Origin of the sequence: Prauserella muralis, from assembly GCF_003202285.1 — a bacterium.
Classification (GTDB): domain Bacteria; phylum Actinomycetota; class Actinomycetes; order Mycobacteriales; family Pseudonocardiaceae; genus Prauserella_B; species Prauserella_B muralis.
On the sequence record NZ_MASW01000005.1, the window covers coordinates 361,727 to 380,831 of the forward strand.

The 19,105-nt window shown below is 72.2% G+C and carries 16 protein-coding genes; 11 read left to right on the forward strand and 5 right to left on the reverse strand.

Features of this window, described 5'->3' with window-relative positions; genetic code table 11:
- Position 1 precedes the first annotated feature (1 nt).
- The 5 genes from BAY60_RS22410 to BAY60_RS22430 are packed head-to-tail and all read left to right on the forward strand — an operon-like array spanning position 2 to position 5,535.
- A complete protein-coding gene (locus tag BAY60_RS22410; protein WP_112283019.1) occupies positions 2-1,054 on the forward strand; it encodes an autoinducer 2 ABC transporter substrate-binding protein in 1,053 nt (350 codons plus the stop codon).
- The gene (locus BAY60_RS22415) at positions 1,054-2,574 is read left to right on the forward strand and encodes a sugar ABC transporter ATP-binding protein (protein ID WP_112283020.1); all 1,521 of its coding nucleotides are present in this window, start codon (positions 1,054-1,056) and stop codon (positions 2,572-2,574) included. The genes BAY60_RS22410 and BAY60_RS22415 overlap by 1 nt, the downstream gene beginning before the upstream one ends.
- Positions 2,571-3,578, forward strand: a complete 1,008-nt coding sequence (locus BAY60_RS22420; RefSeq protein WP_112283021.1) for an ABC transporter permease — start codon at positions 2,571-2,573, stop codon at positions 3,576-3,578. Before BAY60_RS22415 ends, BAY60_RS22420 begins: the two co-directional genes overlap by 4 nt.
- Positions 3,575-4,651, forward strand: coding sequence for an ABC transporter permease (locus BAY60_RS22425; RefSeq protein WP_112283022.1), 1,077 nt, complete (start codon positions 3,575-3,577; stop codon positions 4,649-4,651). Before BAY60_RS22420 ends, BAY60_RS22425 begins: the two co-directional genes overlap by 4 nt.
- Entirely contained in the window at positions 4,648-5,535 is an 888-nt protein-coding gene (locus BAY60_RS22430) for a sugar phosphate isomerase/epimerase family protein (protein ID WP_245992750.1), read from the forward strand. Before BAY60_RS22425 ends, BAY60_RS22430 begins: the two co-directional genes overlap by 4 nt.
- Here BAY60_RS22430 and BAY60_RS22435 read toward each other — a convergent pair.
- On the reverse strand, positions 5,523-6,875 hold the full coding sequence (locus BAY60_RS22435; protein ID WP_112283023.1) for a cytochrome P450: 1,353 nt from the start codon (positions 6,873-6,875) through the stop codon (positions 5,523-5,525). The two genes, BAY60_RS22430 and BAY60_RS22435, sit on opposite strands and share 13 nt — an antisense overlap.
- Before the next feature lie 86 nt (positions 6,876-6,961).
- Between BAY60_RS22435 and BAY60_RS22440 the strand changes: the two genes are divergently transcribed.
- A complete protein-coding gene (locus BAY60_RS22440; RefSeq protein WP_112283024.1) occupies positions 6,962-7,573 on the forward strand; it encodes a TetR/AcrR family transcriptional regulator in 612 nt (203 codons plus the stop codon).
- Positions 7,574-7,582: 9 nt separating this feature from the next.
- Positions 7,583-8,821, forward strand: a complete 1,239-nt coding sequence (gene mshC / locus BAY60_RS22445) for a cysteine--1-D-myo-inosityl 2-amino-2-deoxy-alpha-D-glucopyranoside ligase (RefSeq protein WP_112283025.1) — start codon at positions 7,583-7,585, stop codon at positions 8,819-8,821.
- Between the two features lie 128 nt (positions 8,822-8,949).
- Here the strand turns inward: mshC and BAY60_RS22450 are convergent, their stop codons facing one another.
- Complete coding sequence (locus tag BAY60_RS22450) at positions 8,950-10,545, reverse strand: ABC-F family ATP-binding cassette domain-containing protein (protein ID WP_112283026.1); 1,596 nt, start codon at positions 10,543-10,545, stop codon at positions 8,950-8,952.
- A 170-nt stretch (positions 10,546-10,715) separates the two neighbouring features.
- On the opposite strand from BAY60_RS22450, the gene BAY60_RS22455 reads away from it, so the two are divergent.
- Positions 10,716-11,540 carry a metallophosphoesterase family protein gene (locus BAY60_RS22455; protein ID WP_112283534.1) on the forward strand — a complete coding sequence of 275 codons (825 nt, stop codon included), beginning with the start codon at positions 10,716-10,718 and terminating at the stop codon, positions 11,538-11,540.
- Here the strand turns inward: BAY60_RS22455 and BAY60_RS22460 are convergent.
- Complete coding sequence (locus BAY60_RS22460; protein ID WP_112283027.1) at positions 11,480-12,670, reverse strand: MFS transporter; 1,191 nt, start codon at positions 12,668-12,670, stop codon at positions 11,480-11,482. The two genes, BAY60_RS22455 and BAY60_RS22460, sit on opposite strands and share 61 nt — an antisense overlap.
- The gene (locus BAY60_RS22465; protein ID WP_425466482.1) at positions 12,667-13,548 is read right to left on the reverse strand and encodes a PAC2 family protein; all 882 of its coding nucleotides are present in this window, start codon (positions 13,546-13,548) and stop codon (positions 12,667-12,669) included. The genes BAY60_RS22460 and BAY60_RS22465 overlap by 4 nt, the downstream gene beginning before the upstream one ends.
- 54 nt (positions 13,549-13,602) lie before the next feature.
- Here BAY60_RS22465 and metH point away from each other — a divergent pair, with 54 nt between their 5' ends.
- Both metH and BAY60_RS22475 read left to right on the forward strand, forming a co-directional pair.
- The gene (gene metH, locus BAY60_RS22470) at positions 13,603-17,169 is read left to right on the forward strand and encodes a methionine synthase (protein WP_112283029.1); all 3,567 of its coding nucleotides are present in this window, start codon (positions 13,603-13,605) and stop codon (positions 17,167-17,169) included.
- A gap of 9 nt (positions 17,170-17,178) precedes the next feature.
- On the forward strand, positions 17,179-17,865 hold the full coding sequence (locus BAY60_RS22475; protein WP_245992752.1) for an HAD family hydrolase: 687 nt from the start codon (positions 17,179-17,181) through the stop codon (positions 17,863-17,865).
- Between the two features lie 5 nt (positions 17,866-17,870).
- Here BAY60_RS22475 and BAY60_RS22480 read toward each other — a convergent pair whose 3' ends face one another.
- Positions 17,871-18,677: a class I SAM-dependent DNA methyltransferase gene (locus tag BAY60_RS22480; RefSeq protein ID WP_112283030.1), complete on the reverse strand. Its 807-nt coding sequence runs from the start codon at positions 18,675-18,677 to the stop codon at positions 17,871-17,873.
- Positions 18,678-18,828: 151 nt separating this feature from the next.
- Between BAY60_RS22480 and BAY60_RS22485 the strand changes: the two genes are divergently transcribed.
- Positions 18,829-19,092: a phosphoribosyl-ATP diphosphatase gene (locus BAY60_RS22485; RefSeq protein WP_112283031.1), complete on the forward strand. Its 264-nt coding sequence runs from the start codon at positions 18,829-18,831 to the stop codon at positions 19,090-19,092.
- Positions 19,093-19,105 lie beyond the last annotated feature (13 nt).

The following is a 19,105-nucleotide window of genomic DNA, read 5'->3' on the forward strand; positions in this document are numbered from 1 at the left end:
CGTGACCCGTTCCCGCCGCCACGCAGGCCGCGCCGTGAAGGTGCTCGCCGGCGCGTCCGCCGCACTGCTCGCCCTCGCGGGCTGCACCCAGAAGAACACCGGCGGAGGTTCCGGCGGCGACGGCGGAGGGGGCGGCGGTGACGCGGTGCGCGTCGCGTTCGTCCCGAAGATCCAGGGCATCCCGTACTTCGAGGCCATGAACACCGGCGGCAAGCAGGCCGCGCAGGACATCGAAGGGCTCGAATGGGTCTACAACGGACCGACCAGCGCCGATCCCGCGTCGCAGACGCAGATCGTGCGGACGCTCATCCAGCAGCAGGTGGACACCATCGTCGTCGCGCCCAACGACCCGAACTCCATGGCGCCCGTGCTGCAGGAGGCCAAGAACCAGGGCATCACCGTCATGACCTCCGACACCGACGCGCCGGACTCCGTCCGCGAGGTGTTCGTCAGCCAGGCCAGTACCGAAGGCATCGGGCAGGCGCTGACCGACCAGCTGATGGAGGCGATGGGCGGTTCCGGCAAGTACGCCATCGTCTCCTGCGGCGAGACGGCGGAGAACCTCAACTCCTGGATCGAGGTGCAGAAGTCGTACACGGCCAGCAAGTACCCGGACGCCGAGATCGTGGACATCGTCTACGCCGGTGAGGACCAGGCCAAGGCCACGGCGATGGCCAAGGACCTGATGAACGCCAACCCCGACCTCAAGGGGCTGGTGGGCGAGTGCACGACGTCCGCGCCGGGCGTGGCGCAGGCGGTGGCCGAGGCCGGCAAGATCGGTGAGGTCTCCACCGTCGGGCTGGGCACCCCCAACAGCATGGCCGAGTACCTGAAGTCGGGCGCCTCGAGCGCGAGCGTGCTGTGGGACGTCGAGAAGCTCGGCTACCTCACCGCGTGGGCCGGCTACCACGTCAACCAGGGCAACGACCTGTCCGCGGAGCTGAAGAACGCCTCCGAGCTGGAGGGCGTCAGCTACGACTCGCAGTCCAAGGTCTTGCTGCTCGGCGACCCGCTGGTGCTGACCGAGCAGAACGTCGACGACTACGACTACTGATGGCCGCACAGCAGGGGGACGTGCTGCTCGACGTCGAGGGGCTCAGCAAGAGCTATGGCGCCGTGCGGGCGCTCGAGCAGGTGAGCGTGCGGGTCCGGAAGGGCAGCGTGCACGCCGTGGTCGGGGAGAACGGGGCCGGCAAGTCCACCCTGATCAAGATCATCTCCGGGGCGGAGCGGGCCGACGCGGGCACGCTGCGCTTCGCCGGGGAGCCGGTGACGGTGCCGGGCACGAACCAGGCGATGGACCTGGGCATCGCCACCGTCTACCAGGAGCCGCAGCTGTTCGCCGACCTGACCGTGGCCGAGAACATCTTCCTGGGCAGGGAGATCCGCCGCGGCGGCCGCATCGACTGGCGGGCACAGGCCGAGCGCGTCCAGACACTGCTGGACGAGCTCGGCCTGCCGAGGCACTACGCGCGACGGCAGGTGGGCGAGCTGTCCGTGGCCGCCAAGCAACAGGTCTCCATCGCCAAGGCCATGGCCCGCGAGGCGCGGCTGCTCATCCTCGACGAACCGTCGGCCATCCTCACCGACAACGAGATCGAGATCCTGTTCGATCTGGTGCGCAGGCTCGTCCAGCGCGGCGTCGCGGTCATCTACATCAGCCACCGGCTCGACGAGCTGTTCCGCATCACCGACACGGTCACGGTCATGCGTGACGGGCAGGTGGTGGGCACGTTCGGCACCGAGGACCTGTCGGTGCGCCAGATCGCCGAGCTGATGGTCGGCCACGAGCTGGACAACGGGCGCACCCACCGCGACCCGCCTGCGGGCGAGCCCATGCTGAGCCTGCGCGGCCTCGGCAGGGGTGAGGCGTTCCGCGACGTGGACGTCGACGTGGCGGCGGGGGAGATCGTCGCGCTGTACGGGCTGGTCGGCAGCGGCGCCGACGAGATCGCCGCGACGCTGTACGGCATCAAGCCCGCCACCGCCGGTTCGATCACCATCGGCGGCACGCCCGCGCGCATCCGCAGCCCGCGCGACGCGCAGCGCCACCGGCTGGCCATGCTGCCCGCCGACCGCAAGCAGCACGGTGTGTTCGCCATCCAGGACGTCGCGTTCAACATCACCACCGGCCATGCCCGCGGGTTCCGCCGGTTCGGCTTCCTCATGGACCGCGCCAGGGAGAACCGGGTCGTGCGGGAGCTGATGGAGCGGCTCGCGGTCAAGGCACCCGGGCCGCACACTCCCGTCGATGCCCTCTCCGGCGGCAACCAGCAGAAGGTGGTGCTTGCCAGGCAGCTCGTCGACCGGCCCTCCGTGCTGGTGCTGGAGGAGCCCACGCAGGGCGTCGACGTCGGCGCGAAGGAGGAGATCCACCGCCTCGTGGCCGACCTCGCCGCGCAGGGCACGGCGGTGCTGGTGGTCACCGCGGACCTGCCGGAGGCACTGCGCGTGGCCGACCGGATCGTCGTGGTGCGGCAGGGCACCACCACCGTCGAGTTCGACCCGGGCGCCCGCCAGGCCGACGTGCTGGCCGCCGCCGCGGGCGAGCTCAGCCAGGAGGGAGCGGGATGACCGCGCTCGACGAGCGGCCCCGGACACCGCGGCGCGGGCCCACCGGAGCGCTGGGCGGCCGGATCACCGGCCAGGAGCTGGTCCTCATCGGGGTGATCGCCGGGCTGTGGCTGGTGCTCGGCCTGGCGACCGACACGTTCTTCCAGGCGGGCACCCTCGGCAACCTCGCCTACGTGGTGGCGCCCATCGCGCTGGTCGGCATCGGCATGACGGTCGTCATCGCCAGTGGCGGCATCGACGTCTCGGTGGGCAGCGCCGTCACGGTGGTCACCGTCATCGTGGCCAAGCTGGTGCGCGACCAGGGTGCGTCGTTCGCCGTGGCGCTGCTCGTCGCGGTCGGGGCCGGCGCCCTGCTCGGGCTCACCAACGGCCTGCTGATCTCCCTCGGCCGCGTGCACGCCATCATCATCACCTTCGGCACGCTCAACCTGTTCCGCTTCATCGCGCTGCGCATCTTCGACTCCGAACAGGTCGCGGGCGTGCCCGGCACGCTGGCGTTCCTCGGCGGCGGCGGAGCGGGCCGGACGTGGAACGTCCCGCACGCGTTCCTGCTGATGCTGCTGCTGGCGGCGATCACCTGGTGGTTCATGCGCAACACGCCGAGCGGGCGGCACTACTACGCCATGGGCGGCGACCGCGCCGCGGCCCGGCTCGCCGGGGTGAACGTGCGCAGGCAGGAGATCCTGGCCTACGTGCTGACCGGCGTGCTCGTCGGGCTCGCCTCCACGGTGATCATCGGCGGCGGCGGGCTGATCGGGCAGAACGTCGGCGTCGGTATGGAACTGCAGGTGATCGCGGCCGTGGTCATCGGCGGCACCAGCATCATGGGCGGTCGCGGCACCGTGCTCGGCACCGTGCTCGGCGCGCTGCTGGTGGGCACCGTCAGCTCCGGCGTGACGATCCTGCACTGGCCCAGTCAGCTGACCAGCCTGTTCGTCGGCGTGTTCATCCTCGTGGCCGTTGGCACCGACGTGCTGCGTGAACGGGCGAGGAGGCGCGCATGAGCACCACCCGGACCGGGCAGGCGCCGGGGCGCGCCGGCAGCGTGCCCGCGCGGCTGCTGCGCGCCCTGGTCACCCAGCGGCTCGTGCTGCTCGTCGTGCTGCTGGCCGGGCTGATCGTCGTGATGAAGCTGCTGGAGAACGGTGGCTACCTGCTCGCGCCGTACAGCAGTGACTATCTCGCCGCGGCACTGATCGACGCCGTCCCGCTCGGCCTGCTCGCGCTGGCGGAGCTGGTGGTGATCGTGTCCGGGCGGGGTGGCATCGACCTGTCCGTCGGCTCGATGGTGAGCCTGACCGGGATGACGTTCGGCTTCGCGGTGGGACAGTGGGGCTGGCCGTTGCTGCCCGCCGCGCTGCTGGCCCTGCTGGCCGGCGGGCTGCTCGGCGCCGTCAACGGGTTCTTCGTCGCCGCGCTCGGCTTCCCGCCGCTCATCACCACGCTGGCGACCTACTACGCCTACAGCTCGCTGGCGCTGGTGAGCAACGGCAGCGCGCCCATCTCGACACCACGCATCCAGGAGCTGACGTGGCTGACGCAGCCGGTGGAGCTGCCGCTGTTCGGCCGGTACGTGCCCGACTTCCCGATGGGACTGTTCCTGTTCGCCCTGCCGGTGATCGTGCTGCTGTGGCTCAACGTCACCCGTGGCACCTACGGCCGCCAGCTCTACGCGATCGGCACCAACGACACCGCGGGCCGCTACGCGGGCGTGCCGGTGGCGTGGGTGCGCTTTCGCGCCTATCTGGTGTCCGGGCTGATCTGCGGGCTGGTCGCCATCGTCAACGTCTCGCAGTTCGCCTCCGCCCGGCCCGACGCGGGCACGGCGGGCAACGGCATGGCGCTGCCCGCGATCACGATCGCGGTGCTCGGCGGGGTCGCCATCACCGGCGGCATCGGACGCGTCGTCGGGGTGGTCGTGGCCACGGTGCTCGTGGTGTGGCTCAACGCCGGGATCCTGCTGTCGTTCGAGGGGTCCGAAGGCTCGCAGTACCAGCTGCTCGCGCTCGGCGGGGTGCTGGTCTTCGCCGCCGTGCTCAACGGGTTCGCGACCCGGCGCTACGGCGGCACGTCGTGACCGGGGCGGCGGTGGGCGTGAGCAACCCGGTCGGGGTGCACGGCCTGGTCTGGGTCGGAGGCTGGTCGCCGGAGCAGGCGCGGCGCGCGGTGGCGGGCTCGGCGGAGGCGGGGTTCGACCTCATCGAGCTGCCCGCGCTGGATCCGGCGTCGTTCGACGTCGCGCTGACCTCCCGGCTGCTGGCCGAGCACGGACTGTCCGCGGTGGCGAGCCTCGGGCTGGACGACGCCACCGACGTGTCCAGTGAGGACCCGGACGTGGTGCGGGCGGGCAGGCGCCGACTCGGCCACGCGCTGGCGCTGGTGCGCGATCTCGGCGGCGACTATCTCGGCGGGGTGGTGTACTCCAAACTCGGCCGCTACACCGCGCCGGTCACGGCCAGGGGGTGGGCCCACAGCGTCGAGAGCATCGCGTGGCTGGCCGACCGCGCCCGCGAGTCGGGCATCACCGTCGGCGTCGAGATCTGCAACCGCTACGAGACCAACGTGCTCAACACCGTCGAACAGGCCTTGGCCTTCATCGCCGAGACCGGGCGGTCCAATGTGGTCGCCCATCTCGACACCTACCACATGAACATCGAGGAGCGCTCGATGCGCGAACCCGTGCTGGCCGCCCACCGTGCGGGCCTGCTCGGCTACGTGCACGTCGGCGAGAGCCACCGGGGCCGGCTCGGTACCGGCACCGTCGACTGGGACGCCTTCTTCGGCGCCCTGCGCGAGGTCGGCTACCCGGGCGCCATCACGTTCGAGAGCTTCTCCTCGGCGGTGGTCCATCCCGCGCTGTCGTCGGCGCTGTCGATCTGGCGGGACACGTGGGACGACGGCATGCTGCTGGCCCGCGAGGCACGGGAGTTCCTGCGGCAGCGGCTCGGTCAGGACGGCTGAGCGCGGCGCGGGGTCGCGACGATCCGCGCGCCCCTGGCGGGCACCAGGGTGATGTTGCGGGCCTTCGGCCGCTCCGGCGCGGGGCGATCGGGCGCGATGTGATGACGGCTGAGCACGGCACGCAACACGATCGTGGCCTCCAGCAAAGAGAACCCGGCACCGAGGCAGCGCCGCACGCCTCCGCCGAAGGGGAACCACGTGCCCGCGGCCGGGCCGCCGTCGAGGAAGCGCTCCGGGCGGAAGGCCTGCGGATCCGCATGGTGGGCCGCATCGCCGTGGACCAGCGCGATCGACGGCATCACGGTGTGCCCCGCGGGGATACGGTAGCCACCGATCTCGATGTCGCGCGTAAGCTTGCGCGCCACCTCGGAGATCACCGGGTGCAGCCGCATGGACTCCTTGGCCACCGCCTCCAGGTAGGTGTCGTCGCCCTCGTCGGCGGCGCGGGTCGCGGCGGCGAGGAGCCGCGGGTCGCGGGCCAGCTCGTGCAGCGCCCACGCCAGTGCCGTCGCGGTGGTCTCGTGCCCGGCCAGCAGCAGGGTGATGAGCTGGTCGCGCAGCTCCGCGTCGGTGAGCCCGTCACCGTCGCCGGGCGCGGTCAGCAGCCGCGACAGCACGTCGCGCCGCTCGGCCAGGTCGCCTGCTGCACGCCGCTCGGCGATCTCGGCGTAGAGCAGGTCGTCGACGCGGCGCTGGGTGAGGGCGTAGCGGCGCCACGGTCCGTACCGCTGCAGCCGGGGGTTGTGCCAGCCGAGCAGGTCGACGGGCCCGACGTCGACGATGCGCCGCAGCAGGGTGCGCAGCTCGTCGAGCCGGGGGCCCTCGGCCACCCCGAACACCACGCGCAGGATGATCTCCAGCGTCACCGCCTGCATCCGGGTGTGCGAGGAGAACGGGGTGCCCGGCGGCCAGCGCCGCGCCTCCCGCGTGGCGAGGTCGGTCACGAGGTCGCGGTAGCCGCGCAGCGCGGCGCCGTTGAACGCGGGCATGAGCAGCTTGCGGGCCCGCAGGTGCACGTCCTCGTCGGTGAGCAGCACCGAGTGCGCGCCCATGGCGGGTTTGAGGATCACGTTGCCCTCGCCCGCGTGGAAGATCGCCGCCGAGCCGCCGAAGACGGCCCGGATGTGCTCGAGGTCGGCGAGCTGCACCACGGAGCGTTCCGGATAGATGCGCAGCTTGACGACATCGCCGTAGCGGCGGCGCAGCCGGGGCATCCAGCGGTGCCGGAACGAGCCGAACAGCACGGTCTGCACGGCCAGCGGCAGGCGCGGACCGGGTGGCGGCTGGGTCGCGGTGACCTGCTCGGTGCGGACGGCTGGCGGTGCGGCGTCGGTCGTCATCGGCCCTCCCCGGATCTACACGTCCGTTTTATACGCGCGTATAGATCGTGTGTCCACCCCCGCGATCGCACGGGTACGCTGAGCGCGTGAGCCATCGGGACGACCTGCTCGCCGCCGCGCGGCGGCTGCTGGAGGAGCAGGGGTACGCGCACATCACCACGCGCGACCTGGTGGCCGCCTCCGGCACCAACCTCGCCTCGATCGGCTACCACTTCGGGTCCAAAGCCGGCCTGCTCAACGCCGCCATCGGCGAGGTGTTCGAGGAGTGGACCGAGCAGCTGGCCGAGCTGGCCATGGCCGACCCCACCGCCTCGCCCGTGGAACGCGGGCACGTCGCCTGGGCGGCGATGCTCAACAGCCTGGCCAGCAAGCGCAAGCTGCTGCTGTCCTACGTCGAGGCCCTCGCACAGGCCGAGCGGGTGCCCGACCTGCGGGAGCAGTTCGCCGAGCAGTACCGGCGCTGCCGCGCCCGCGTCGCCGAGCTGGTGGCCGAGTCGCTGGGCGACGGCACGCCCGCCGAGGACCCCCGCTGCCGCGCGGTCGCCAGCTTCGTCATCGCGATCTGCGACGGGCTCTCCGTGCAGTGGCTGCTCGACGCCGACGGCGCGCCCACCGCGGAGGAGCTCATGGCCGGGCTGGCCGCGATGTGGTCGGCGTCCTTCCCACCAGCCGGGAAACCGGGGGAGCAGCGCGCTTAGGGTTGGGGTATGCAGACTTGGTCCTCGATTGCCGTGCCCCGTGTCCCCGGAACGCCCCGCCCGCTGCGGCTCTTCGACACCGCGAGCGGGCAGGTGCGGCCCACGGCGCCGGGCAGGGTCGCGAGGATGTACGTCTGCGGCATCACCCCCTACGACGCGACCCACCTCGGGCACGCGGCGACCTACCTGGCCTTCGACCTGGTGCACCGGCTGTGGCTGGACGCCGGGCACGAGGTGCACTACGTGCAGAACGTCACCGACATCGACGACCCGCTGCTGGAGCGCGCCGAGCGCGACCAGGACGACTGGGTAGTGCTCGGGATGCGCGAGACCGCGCTGTTCCGCGAGGACATGGAGGCACTGCGCGTGCTGCCGCCGCAGGACTTCATCGGAGCCGTGGAGGCGATCCCGGAGATCCTGGAGGTCATCGGCAAGCTGCTCGCCTCGGGCGCGGCCTACCGTGCCGACGACCCCGAGTACCCCGACATCTACTTCGACCGCTCGTTCACCGGCCGGTTCGGCTACGAGTCGCGCTACGACGCCGAGACCATGGCCGCGTTCTTCGGCGAGCGGGGCGGCGATCCCGACCGGCCGGGCAAGCGCGACCCGCTCGACGCCCTGCTGTGGCGGATGGCGCGGCCGGGGGAGCCGTCCTGGGAGTCGGAGTTCGGGCTGGGCAGGCCGGGCTGGCACATCGAGTGCAGCGCCATCGCCGCCAACCGGCTCGGCCTCGGCTTCGACGTCCAGGGCGGGGGCTCGGACCTGGCCTTCCCCCACCACGAGTTCAGCGCCGCGCACGCCGAGGCGCTCACCGGCGAGCACCCGTTCGCCCGGCACTACGTGCACGCCGGGATGATCGGTCTCGACGGCGCCAAGATGTCGAAGTCGAAGGGCAACCTCGTGTTCGTGTCGCGGCTGCGGGCCGACGACGTCGAGCCCTCGGCCATCCGCCTCGCGCTGTTCGCCGGGCACTACCGCAGCGACCGGGAGTGGACTCCGGAACTGCTCGGTGAGGCGCAGGCCCGGCTGGCCCGCTGGCGCCAGGCGGCGGCCCTGCCCTCCGGCCCGGCGGCCGAGGACACCATCGCCCGCGTGCGGGACCACCTCGCCGACGACCTGGACACCGCGCGGGCGCTGGCGGCACTCGACGCCTGGGCCGCCGAGGCGCTGCGCGGCCAGGGCGCCGACTCCGCCGCCCCCGCCCTGATCCGCGACACGGTGGACTCCCTGCTCGGCGTGGCGCTGTAGCCGTCCCTTGCCGGCGGATCCGTCAGCGCGTCCTCGGCAGATCTGTTAGTGCGTTGCTCGCGGTTCTGTTAGCGCGCTGTTCGCCCTGCCGCTGCCGGCCATGTGGCACCACCGCGCGTGACCGCGGCTCAGCCGAGCGCCAGTTCGGTGCCCTCCCATCCCCGCCGCAGCCAGCGGTCGTGCGAGGCCACCACCACCGCGCCGGGGGCCTCGGCCAGCGCATCGGACAACTCCTCCGCCAGCGCCAGCGAGATGTGGTTGGTCGGCTCGTCCAGCAACAGCACGTCCGGCGGGTCGGCCGCCAGGATGGCCAGGGCGACGCGGCGCCGCTGGCCGACCGACAGCGCCCCCACGGGACGGTCGAGGTCGCGGGGCGCGAGCAGGCCGAGCGCGTGCAGCGGCGGCGCCTGCGCGCCGGCCGCGGCGGCGTAGAGCTGCCGGGGTGAGCGGCGCGGGTCGGCGAACTCGACGTCCTGCTCCAGCAGACCCACTCCGATCCCGGGCGCGCGATGCACGGTACCCCTGGCAGGCGCGAGCCGCCCGGCCAGCACGGCGAGCAGCGTCGACTTGCCCGCGCCGTTGGGGCCGGTGACCAGCAGCCGGGCCGACGGCCCGACGTCCAGCGCGCCGAGCCGGAGCCTGCCGGGCACCTCCACGTCGCGCACGGACAGGGCGAGGCCGTCCTCGGGCGGGCGCCCGGTGAGCCTGGCCGCGAAGCGCAGCGGCTGCGGCGGCTTGCGCACCTGGGTCCGTTCCAGCTCGGCCAGCCGCTGCTGCGCGTTGCGCACCCGGCGCGAGATCTGCCGCTGCACCCGCCCGCCCTTGAAGTCGTAGGCCATCTTCGCGTTGTCGCGCGGCCCCCGGTGGTGGTTGATGTCGCGGGCGGTGACAGCCACGTCGTGCCGCAGCCGCCTCAGCTCCTCCTGCTCCTCGGCGTAGCGTTGCTCCCAGCGGGCGCGCTCGGCCCGCTTGGCCTCCAGGTAGTCGGAGTAGCGGCCGCCGTAGCGGGCGGGCCCGCCGAGCGCGGGATCCAGATCGACGATGTCGGTGCACACCGCGTCCAGGAACACCCGGTCGTGCGACGCGAGCACCACCACGCCGGTCAGCGCGGACAGGTGCCGCTGGAGGAACTCCATCGCCGCGTCGTCGAGGTGGTTGGTCGGCTCGTCGAGCAGCAGCGTCTCCGGCCTGCGGATGAGCAGCGCCGCGAGCGCGAGCCGGGCCCGCTGCCCGCCCGAGAGCCCGCCCAGCGGGCGGAACGGCTCGATGTCACCGAGCCCGAGTCCCGCGCACACCAGCTTGGCGCGCCGGTCGGCGTCCCACAGGTCGTGCGCCTGGGCCCACTCCAGCACGCGCCCGTACTCGGCGAGCGCCGCCTCGTCGCCGGGCTCCTCGGCAAGCCGCTCGGTGAGCGCGTCGAGCCGGGCAGCGGCCGTGCGGAACTCGGCCAGCGCGTCGTCCACGACGTCGCCGAACCGCGCGGAGGCGGCAAAGGGCAGCTCCTGGCGGAGGAACCCGACGTCCCCGCCGCCCTCGATGGTGCCCGCCTGCGGCTCGTCGAGCCCGGCCAGCAGCCGCAGCAGCGTGGACTTGCCCACGCCGTTCTCGCCGACGAGGCCGAGCCGGTGCCCGGCACTGGCGGTGAGATCGAGACCGGAGAACACGACGCGGTCGCCGTAGCCGAAGGCGAGATCGTGAACACGCAGATGCACAGCAGAACTCATGAAGCGACACCGACCCCAGGTAGCGAAAGGGACACCCGCCGGGCGATCGCCTCGGGCGCGGGTGAGGGCTCGGTGTCAGTGCTTCATGATGCCGCCAGGCTAGCGCGGGCCCGTCGCGGCGCGCCACCGGTTTTCTCGGACGCCCCGACGCGCGGGATACCGTGGACGGCGTGCCGAACCTGTACGCCACCAGCGACCTGCACGTGACACACCGCGGCAACGCGCCGCACGTGGAGAGCATCCGGCCGCAGACGCCGCAGGACTGGCTGCTGGTGGCCGGCGACGTCGGCGAGCGCATGGGGGCCGTCATCGACACGCTGGCGACCCTGCGCGACCGGTTCGCGACCGTCGTCTGGGTGCCCGGCAACCACGAACTGTGGACCACGGCCAAGGATCCCGACCAGCACCGTGGCCAGGCCCGCTACGACGAGCTGGTGCGCCGCTGCCGCGAGATCGGCGTGCTCACCCCGGAGGACGCGTTCCCCGTGTGGGAGCACGGGCCGCGCCCGCTGACCATCGCGCCGCTGTTTCTGCTCTACGACTACAGCTGGCGCACACCCTCCGCGCACGGGCAGCCACTGGAGGAGGCGATGCGCCAGGCCAGGGACGCCGGCATCGTGTGCACCGACGAGTACTTCCTGCACCCGGAGCCGCACGACAGCCGCGCCGCGTGGTGCGCGCAGCGGCTCGAGCTCAGCGAGAAGCGGCTCGCCGAGATCCCCGCCGACCACGGCACGGTCCTCCTGTCGCACTGGCCGCTGCACCGGCACCCCACCGAACCGCTGCGGCATCCCGAGTTCGCCATGTGGTGCGGCACCGACGAGACCGCCGACTGGCACGTGCGCTTCCGCGCCGAGATCGCCGTCTACGGCCACCTGCACATTCCCCGCACCACCCACCGCGACGGCGTCCGCTTCGAGGAGGTCTCCCTCGGCTATCCCCGCGAGTGGCGCAACCGCTCCCGCGGCGCCGTGCCCGTGCGCCGCGTCCTGTAGGCACCGCCGCGCAGCGCGAGCGCCGCCGGGGCCACCAGCACCAGCAGCGCGGCGGGCAGCAGGAAGCCCAGCGCGGCACCGTGGTGGTAGGGCGCGGTGAACAGCGCGGGCGCCGCCGACATCCCGAGAAACCGCATCGCCTGCACGATGGAGATCGCGCCGCCCCGGCCCCGCTCCTCACCGGCGAGCACACTGCTGTTGACGCCGACGATCACCAGCTGCGCGCACACTCCCGCCAGTGACCACGTCGCCGTGGCCACCGCCGCCGAGCCGCTCAGCCCGGTCGCCGCCACCAGCACCGCACCGCCCAGCAGCCCGGAGGCCGCCGCCCAGCGCGCTCCGTAGCGGTCGCACACCGCGCCGACCAGCCGGGCGGTGAGGAAACCGGCGATGCCGAACCCGGTGAGCGCCACCCCGCGCAGGCCCGCGCCGAATCCGAAGGCGTCCTGCAGCCGCAAGGCCACCAGGAACGTGATCCCGGACAGCGCCGCCCAGCCGACCAGCGCGACCAGGCCCGGCAGCACGATCGAGCGGCGCCACGAGTCCCGCAGCCGCGCCGGGGCACCCTGCGGCGGTGTGTCGGGCGGCAACGGGCACGCCGCGAGCACCGCCGCGACCACGGCGATACCGACGAACGCCCACCGCCAGGACGCCTCGGCGGCCAGCCCGCCCGCCAGCGGCCCCGACGTCTGGCCCAGCGCCTGCATCGCGCCGAACAGGCCGAGCACCCTGCCCAGCCGCTCCGGCGGCGTCGTGGCGCTGAGCTTGGCCATGAGCAGCGGCATCGTGAACGCGTTCGCCGCTCCCTGCAGCCCGCGCGAGCACTGGAACAGCCAGAACCACGGGGCGAGCGCCGCCGCCAGCGACGACACGGCATACACCACGTAGGCGACGCGCACCGTGCGGGCGGGGCCCCACCGCTCGCCGAGCGTGCCCGACACCAGCATCAGCGCGGCGAACGGCAACAGGTACACCGTCAGCGACGACGCCGCCGCGGCGGCCGACACGCCGAAACTGGAGCCCAGCTCGGGTAGCACCGGGGCCACGACGCCGCCGCCGAACGGGCCCAGCAGCGCGCCGACGTACAGGGCGGACCGGGTGCGCCGCGACCCGCCTGCCCCCGCGCTCAGCGGCCCGTGGAGCCGGGGCCGCCCGGCCTGCGGCGCCTCAGGTAACGCTCGAACTCGGCGGCGATCTTGTCCCCGCTGGCCTCGTCCAGGGTGATCTCGGCGTCGCCGCGCTCCTCCAGGGTGCGGACGTAGTCGCTGATCTCCTCATCCTCGTTGGCCATCTCGGTGACGGTGCGCTGCCACTCGTCGGCCTGCTCGGGCAGCGCGCCGAGCGGGATCTCCACGTCCAGCACGTCCTCGAGCTTGTGCAGCAGGGCCAGCGTGGCCTTCGGCGACGGCGGATGCGACACGTAGTGCGGCACCGCCGCCCACACCGACACCGCGGGAACGCCGTGCTGCACGCACACGTCCTGCAGCACGCCGGTGATGCCGGTGGGCCCCTGGTAACGGCTGCGCTCCAGCCCGTACCGGGAGGCGGCCTCGGCGTCGTAGGCGGTACCGGTGACCGGGACCGGGCGGGTGTGGGCGGTGTCGGCCAGCAGCGCGCCCAGCGTGACGACGGTGGACACCTCCAGCTGCTCGATGTGCTCCAGCAGCTCGGCACAGAACTTGCGCCACCGCATGTTCGGCTCGGGACCCTGCACCAGCACGATGTCGCGGTCGAGACCCTCGGGGCGGCAGACCGACAGTCTCGTCGTCGGCCACTCCACCCTGCGGGTGACGCCCTCCACCAGGCGCACGGTGGGCCTGGACACCTGGAAGTCGTAGTAGTCGTCCGGATCGACCTCGGCCAGTGGCTTGGCGTCCCAGTTGAGCTGGAGATGCTCGAGGGCCGTGCTCGCCGCGTCGCCCGCGTCGTTCCAGCCTTCGAACGCGGCCACCATCACCGGTTTCAACTCGGGCCGGCCGTCTGTCGCTTCGTCGGAGGGCGTGCTCACACAGCCCAGCCTACGACCCTCCGGCGGCGAGCGCGTACGCCGTAGGCTGGGTCCATGCCCACCCCTTTCACCTCGCCGTTGCTGGACGCGCTCGCGACCCGCGTCGTGGTCGCCGACGGCGCGATGGGCACCGCGTTGCAGGCGCGGGACCTCACACTCGACGACTTCGCCGGGCTGGAGGGGTGCAACGAGATCCTCAACGTGACGCGGCCCGACGTGGTGCGCGCCATCCACCGCGGCTACCTGGCGGCAGGCGCGGACGCGGTGGAGACCAACACCTTCGGGGCGAACTTCGCCAACCTCGCCGAGTACGGCATCGCCGAGCGCATCTTCGAGCTGGCCGAGGCGGGCGCCCGGCTGGCCAGGGAGGCCGCGGACGAGTTCGCGACCGCGCAGGCGTCCCGGTTCGTGCTCGGGTCGGTGGGGCCGGGCACGAAGCTGCCGACGCTGGGCCACGCGCCGTTCGCCACCCTGCGCGACGCCTACCTCGAGGAGGTGCGCGGGCTGCTCGCCGGCGGCGTCGACGCCGTGATCGTCGAGACCACCCAGGACATCCTGCAGACGAAGGCGTCGATCATCGCCGCGCACCGGGCGATGGCCGCCGAGGGCCGCCGGGTGCCGATCATCGCCTCGATCACCGTCGAGACCACCGGAACGATGCTGCTGGGCACCGAGGTGGGTGCCGCGCTGACGGCGCTGGAACCGCTGGGCATCGACGTGATCGGCCTCAACTGCGCCACCGGCCCGGCCGAGATGAGCGAGCACCTGCGGACCCTGTCCCGGCACGCCAGGGTGCCGCTGTCGGTGATGCCCAACGCCGGCCTTCCGGAGCTGGGCCCGGACGGAGCGGTCTACCCACTGGGCCCCGAGGAGCTGGCGGAGGCACTCACCGGCTTCGTCGACGAGTTCGGTGTCGGTCTCGTCGGCGGCTGCTGCGGCACCACCGACGAGCACATCCGGCAGCTGGTGGCGGCGCTGGCGCGGCGGCGGGCGGCGCGCCGCGACCCCACACCGGAGCCGGGCGTGTCGTCGCTGTACCAGGCGGTGCCGTTCCAGCAGGACGCCAGCGTGCTGGTGATCGGCGAACGCACCAACGCCAACGGCTCGAAGGCGTTCCGTGACGCCATGCTGGAGGGCCGCTACGAGGACTGCGTGGAGATCGCGCGGGCGCAGACCCGCGACGGCGCCCACCTGCTGGACCTCTGCGTCGACTACGTGGGCCGCGACGGCGCGGCCGACATGGCCGAGCTGGCCGGGCGGCTCGCCACGGCCTCGACCCTGCCGATCATGCTCGACTCCACCGAGCCCGAGGTGCTGCGTGCCGGGCTGGAGCGACTGGGCGGGCGGTGCGTGGTCAACTCGGTGAACTTCGAGGACGGTGACGGCCCCGGCTCCCGCTACCGGCGGGTGATGGAGCTGGTGCGCGAGCACGGCGCGGCCGTGGTGGTGATGTGCATCGACGAGGAGGGCCAGGCGCGCACCGCCGACTGGAAGGTCCGGGTGGCCTCCCGCACCATCGACGACCTCACCACCAACTGGGGCATGCACGTCGGCGACATCATCGTGGACTGCCTGACCTTCCCGATCTCCACCGGGCAGGAGGAGGTCCGCCGCGACGGCATCGAGACGATCGAGGCCATCCGCGAGCTGAAGCGCCGTTACCCGGGCGTGCGGACCACGCTCGGCATCTCCAACATCTCCTTCGGGCTCAACGCCGCCGCCCGGCAGGTGCTGAACTCGGTGTTCCTGCACGAGTGCGTCGAGGCGGGCCTGGACACCGCGATCGTGCACGCCTCGAAGATCCTGCCGATGGCGCGCATCCCGGACGAGCACCGGCAGGTCGCGCTCGACCTGATCTACGACCGGCGCCGGGAGGGCAGCGACCCGTACGACCCGCTGCAGGAGCTGATGCGGCTGTTCGAGGGCAAGACCGCGGCCTCCAGCCGGGCCTCCCGGGCCGAGGAGCTGGCAGGGCTGCCGCTGTTCGAGCGCCTGGAGCGGCGCATCGTCGACGGCGAGCGCAACGGCCTGGAGGCCGACCTCGACGCGGCGATGGCGGAGAAGCCGCCGCTGGAGATCATCAACGACACGCTGCTGTCCGGCATGAAGACGGTCGGCGAGCTGTTCGGCTCCGGCCAGATGCAGCTGCCGTTCGTGCTGCAGTCCGCCGAGGTGATGAAGGCCGCCGTGGCGCACCTGGAGCCGCACATGGAAAAGCAGGACTCCGGCGGCAAGGGGCGCATCGTGCTCGCCACCGTCAAGGGCGACGTGCACGACATCGGCAAGAACCTGGTGGACATCATCCTGTCCAACAACGGCTACGAGGTCATCAACCTCGGGATCAAGCAGCCAATCACGGCGATCCTCGACGCGGCGCAGGAGAACGGCGCCGACGCCATCGGCATGTCCGGCCTGCTCGTCAAGTCCACGGTGATCATGAAGGAGAACCTGGAGGAGATGAACTCGCGTGGCGTCGCGCAGCGCTGGCCGGTGCTGCTCGGCGGCGCGGCGCTGACCCGCACCTACGTGGAGAACGACCTGTCGGAGGTCTACCAGGGCCAGGTGCGCTACGCCCGGGACGCCTTCGAGGGCCTGCGGCTGATGGACGGCATCATGGCCGTCCGGCGTGGCGAGGCCCCGGTCGCCGACCCGCAGGAGGAGGCCAGGCGCGCCGAGCGCAGGGCCCGCCGCGAGCGGTCGCTGCGCATCGCCGAGAAGCGCAGGGCCGCGCAGGCCGAGCAGGAGCCGCTGCCCGGCGGCCGGTCCGACGTCGCCACCGACGTGCCGGTGCCCGTCCCGCCGTTCTGGGGCACCCGCGTGGTCAAGGGCATCCCGGTGGCCGACTACGCGAGCTACCTCGACGAGCGCGCCACCTTCCTCGGCCAGTGGGGACTCAAGGGCGTCAAGGGCGGGGCCGGGCCCACCTACGAGGAACTCGTCGAGTCCGAGGGCAGGCCCCGGCTGCGGTACTGGCTGGACCGGCTCGCCACCGACGGCATCCTCGCCCACGCCGCCGTGGTGTACGGCTACTTCCCGTGCGTGGCCGAAGGTGAGGACGTGGTGGTGCTCAGCGAGCCGCGCCCGGACACCGGCGAGGTGACGCGGTTCACCTTCCCACGGCAGAAGCGCGACCGGCGGCTGTGCCTTGCCGACTTCTACCGGCCCCGCGACCTGGCCGCCTCCGCCGGCCAGGTGGACGTGCTGCCGCTCACGCTGGTGACGATGGGTCAGCCGATCGCCGACTACGCGAACGATCTGTTCGCCCGCGACGCCTATCGCGACTACCTGGAGGTGCACGGCCTCGGCGTGCAGCTCACCGAGGCGCTGGCGGAGTACTGGCACCGCCGCGTTCGCCAGGAACTGCGTTTCGCGACCGGCTCCGCCGTTTCCGACGAGGACCCCGCCGATATCGAGGAATTCTTCCGCCTCGGTTACCGTGGCGCCCGGTTCTCACTCGGTTACGGGGCGTGCCCGAATCTGGAGGATCGCGCGAAAATCGTGGATCTGCTGCAGCCGGGCAGAATCGGCGTGAAATTGTCCGAGGAATTCCAGCTGCATCCGGAGCAATCCACCGACGCCATTGTCGCCCACCACCCCGAGGCCAAGTACTTCAACACGTGAGGAGAGACCGTGACTGAGCCGTCCGCTGTGGACGGTCCCGCCGCCGTGCTGTGGGACATGGACGGAACGCTCGTCGATTCCGAGAAGCTGTGGGATGTCGTGCTCTACGAGGCGGCGGGCTGGCTCGGCGGCGAGCTGGCCGCCGAACAGCGGGCCTCGCTGGTCGGTTCGAACATGGACACGACCGCCCGGTACCTGCTCGCCCACACCGGCAGGACGGTGACCGACGGCGCGATCGGCGAGGTGTCGGAGTGGATGCGCCGCCGCACCGCCGCGCTGTTCTCCGACGAACTGCCGTGGCGGCCCGGCGCGCGCGAGGCGCTGGTGTCGGCGCGCAGGGCCGGGTTGCCGTGCGCGCTGGTGACCTCCACCGAGCGTTCGCTGACGGAGCTGGCGCTGAACACGATCGGCCGCGAGTTCTTCGCCGTGACGGTCTGCGGCGACGAGGTGGACGGCCTCAACAAGCCGCATCCCGAGCCCTATCTGCGGGCCGCCCGGCTGCTCGGCGCCGACCCGGAGTCCTGCGTGGCGGTGGAGGACTCCCCGGTGGGCGCCGAGTCCGCGGTGGCGGCGGGCTGCACGGTGCTGGTGGTGCCCGGCGAGGTGGCCGTGCCGCCCGGCGTGCGGCGCACGTTCCGCACCTCGCTCGTCGGCGTGGACGCCCACACGCTCGCCGAGCTGGCCCGCGCGGTCTGACGGGCTCAGGGCAGCAGTTCCTCGCCGATGTCGGCCTGTTTGGTGCCCACGAGCGCCACGTAGTGCAGCGGGTTGCCGCGCACGTCGAGCCGGTGCCGGTAGCGCTCGGTCGCCCGGACGTGCAGCACGCCCGCGTCGCGGCACGCGGTGATGAGCCGGGCGAACCCGGAGGTGTCGTCGTCGGAGAGGAACCGGTCCTTGATGGTGAAGGCGATCCAGCCGCCGTCGGCGACGAGGTTGAACGCGGCGCGGAACGCCCGCGGTGGGATGTCGGCGTAGCCCAGCGCCGCGACGCACGACAGCGCGTTGAACCGGCACGCCAGCAACGTGTCGTGCTCGGCGGGCGACAGGGCCGTCAGGTCCGCCACGTGGTAGTCGTCGTAGACCTCGGGCCGGTCGCGCAGGGCCGCCTGTTTCGCCTCGGGCAGGATGTCGACGCCGACGAGGAAGCCCGCACCCACGGTGCGCAGCTGCTCGCCGACGAGGCCGTTGCCCGCGCCCAGATCCAGCACCCGCAGCGACGAGGCGGTGACGCCGTCCTGCTGGATCTGCTCCTTCAGGAGCTTGCCGACGACGTCGGGGGAGCGACAGTCCAAAATGTCATGGAAAAGCTGCTCGTAGAGTCCCGGAACCGCGAAGATCCGGTCGTAGTCGTGGAAGCGCATGCGCCGCCACTCGCCGTCGAGCAGAACGGAGCAGTACTCGGAATCCTGGTCGAACACGTCCGCCCGCTCGGGCAGCCGGATTTCGAGTTTCGTGCGATGCCGGATGGAAGGGCCGTCGTTTCCGTCGGGTAACTTCCTGTTGGCCATATCACAACCTTCCCGTGCTCGATTCGGTGCTGGGCCTTGCCAATTCAGCAAAGTGCATTCCGCGGGCCAAGTCAACCGATCCGGTGAGCAGCATGGGCCGCGGCGAACCCGGAGGCCAGCGGGTTACCGGCAGATGGAAGGATTCAGGCTCGTGAAGACCTTCGACGAGCTGTACGCCGAGCTGGCCGAACGCGCACGCACCCGTCCGGCGGGTTCCGGCACCGTCGCGGCGCTGGACGCCGGGGTGCACGCCCAGGGCAAGAAGGTGCTGGAGGAGGCGGGCGAGGTCTGGATCGCCGCCGAGCACGAGTCCGACGAGCGGCTGGCCGAGGAGATCTCGCAGCTGCTCTACCGTGTGCAGGTGCTGATGCTGGGTCGGGGAGTCTCGATCGAGGACGTGTACCGCTACCTGTGAGGGAGCGGGCAGG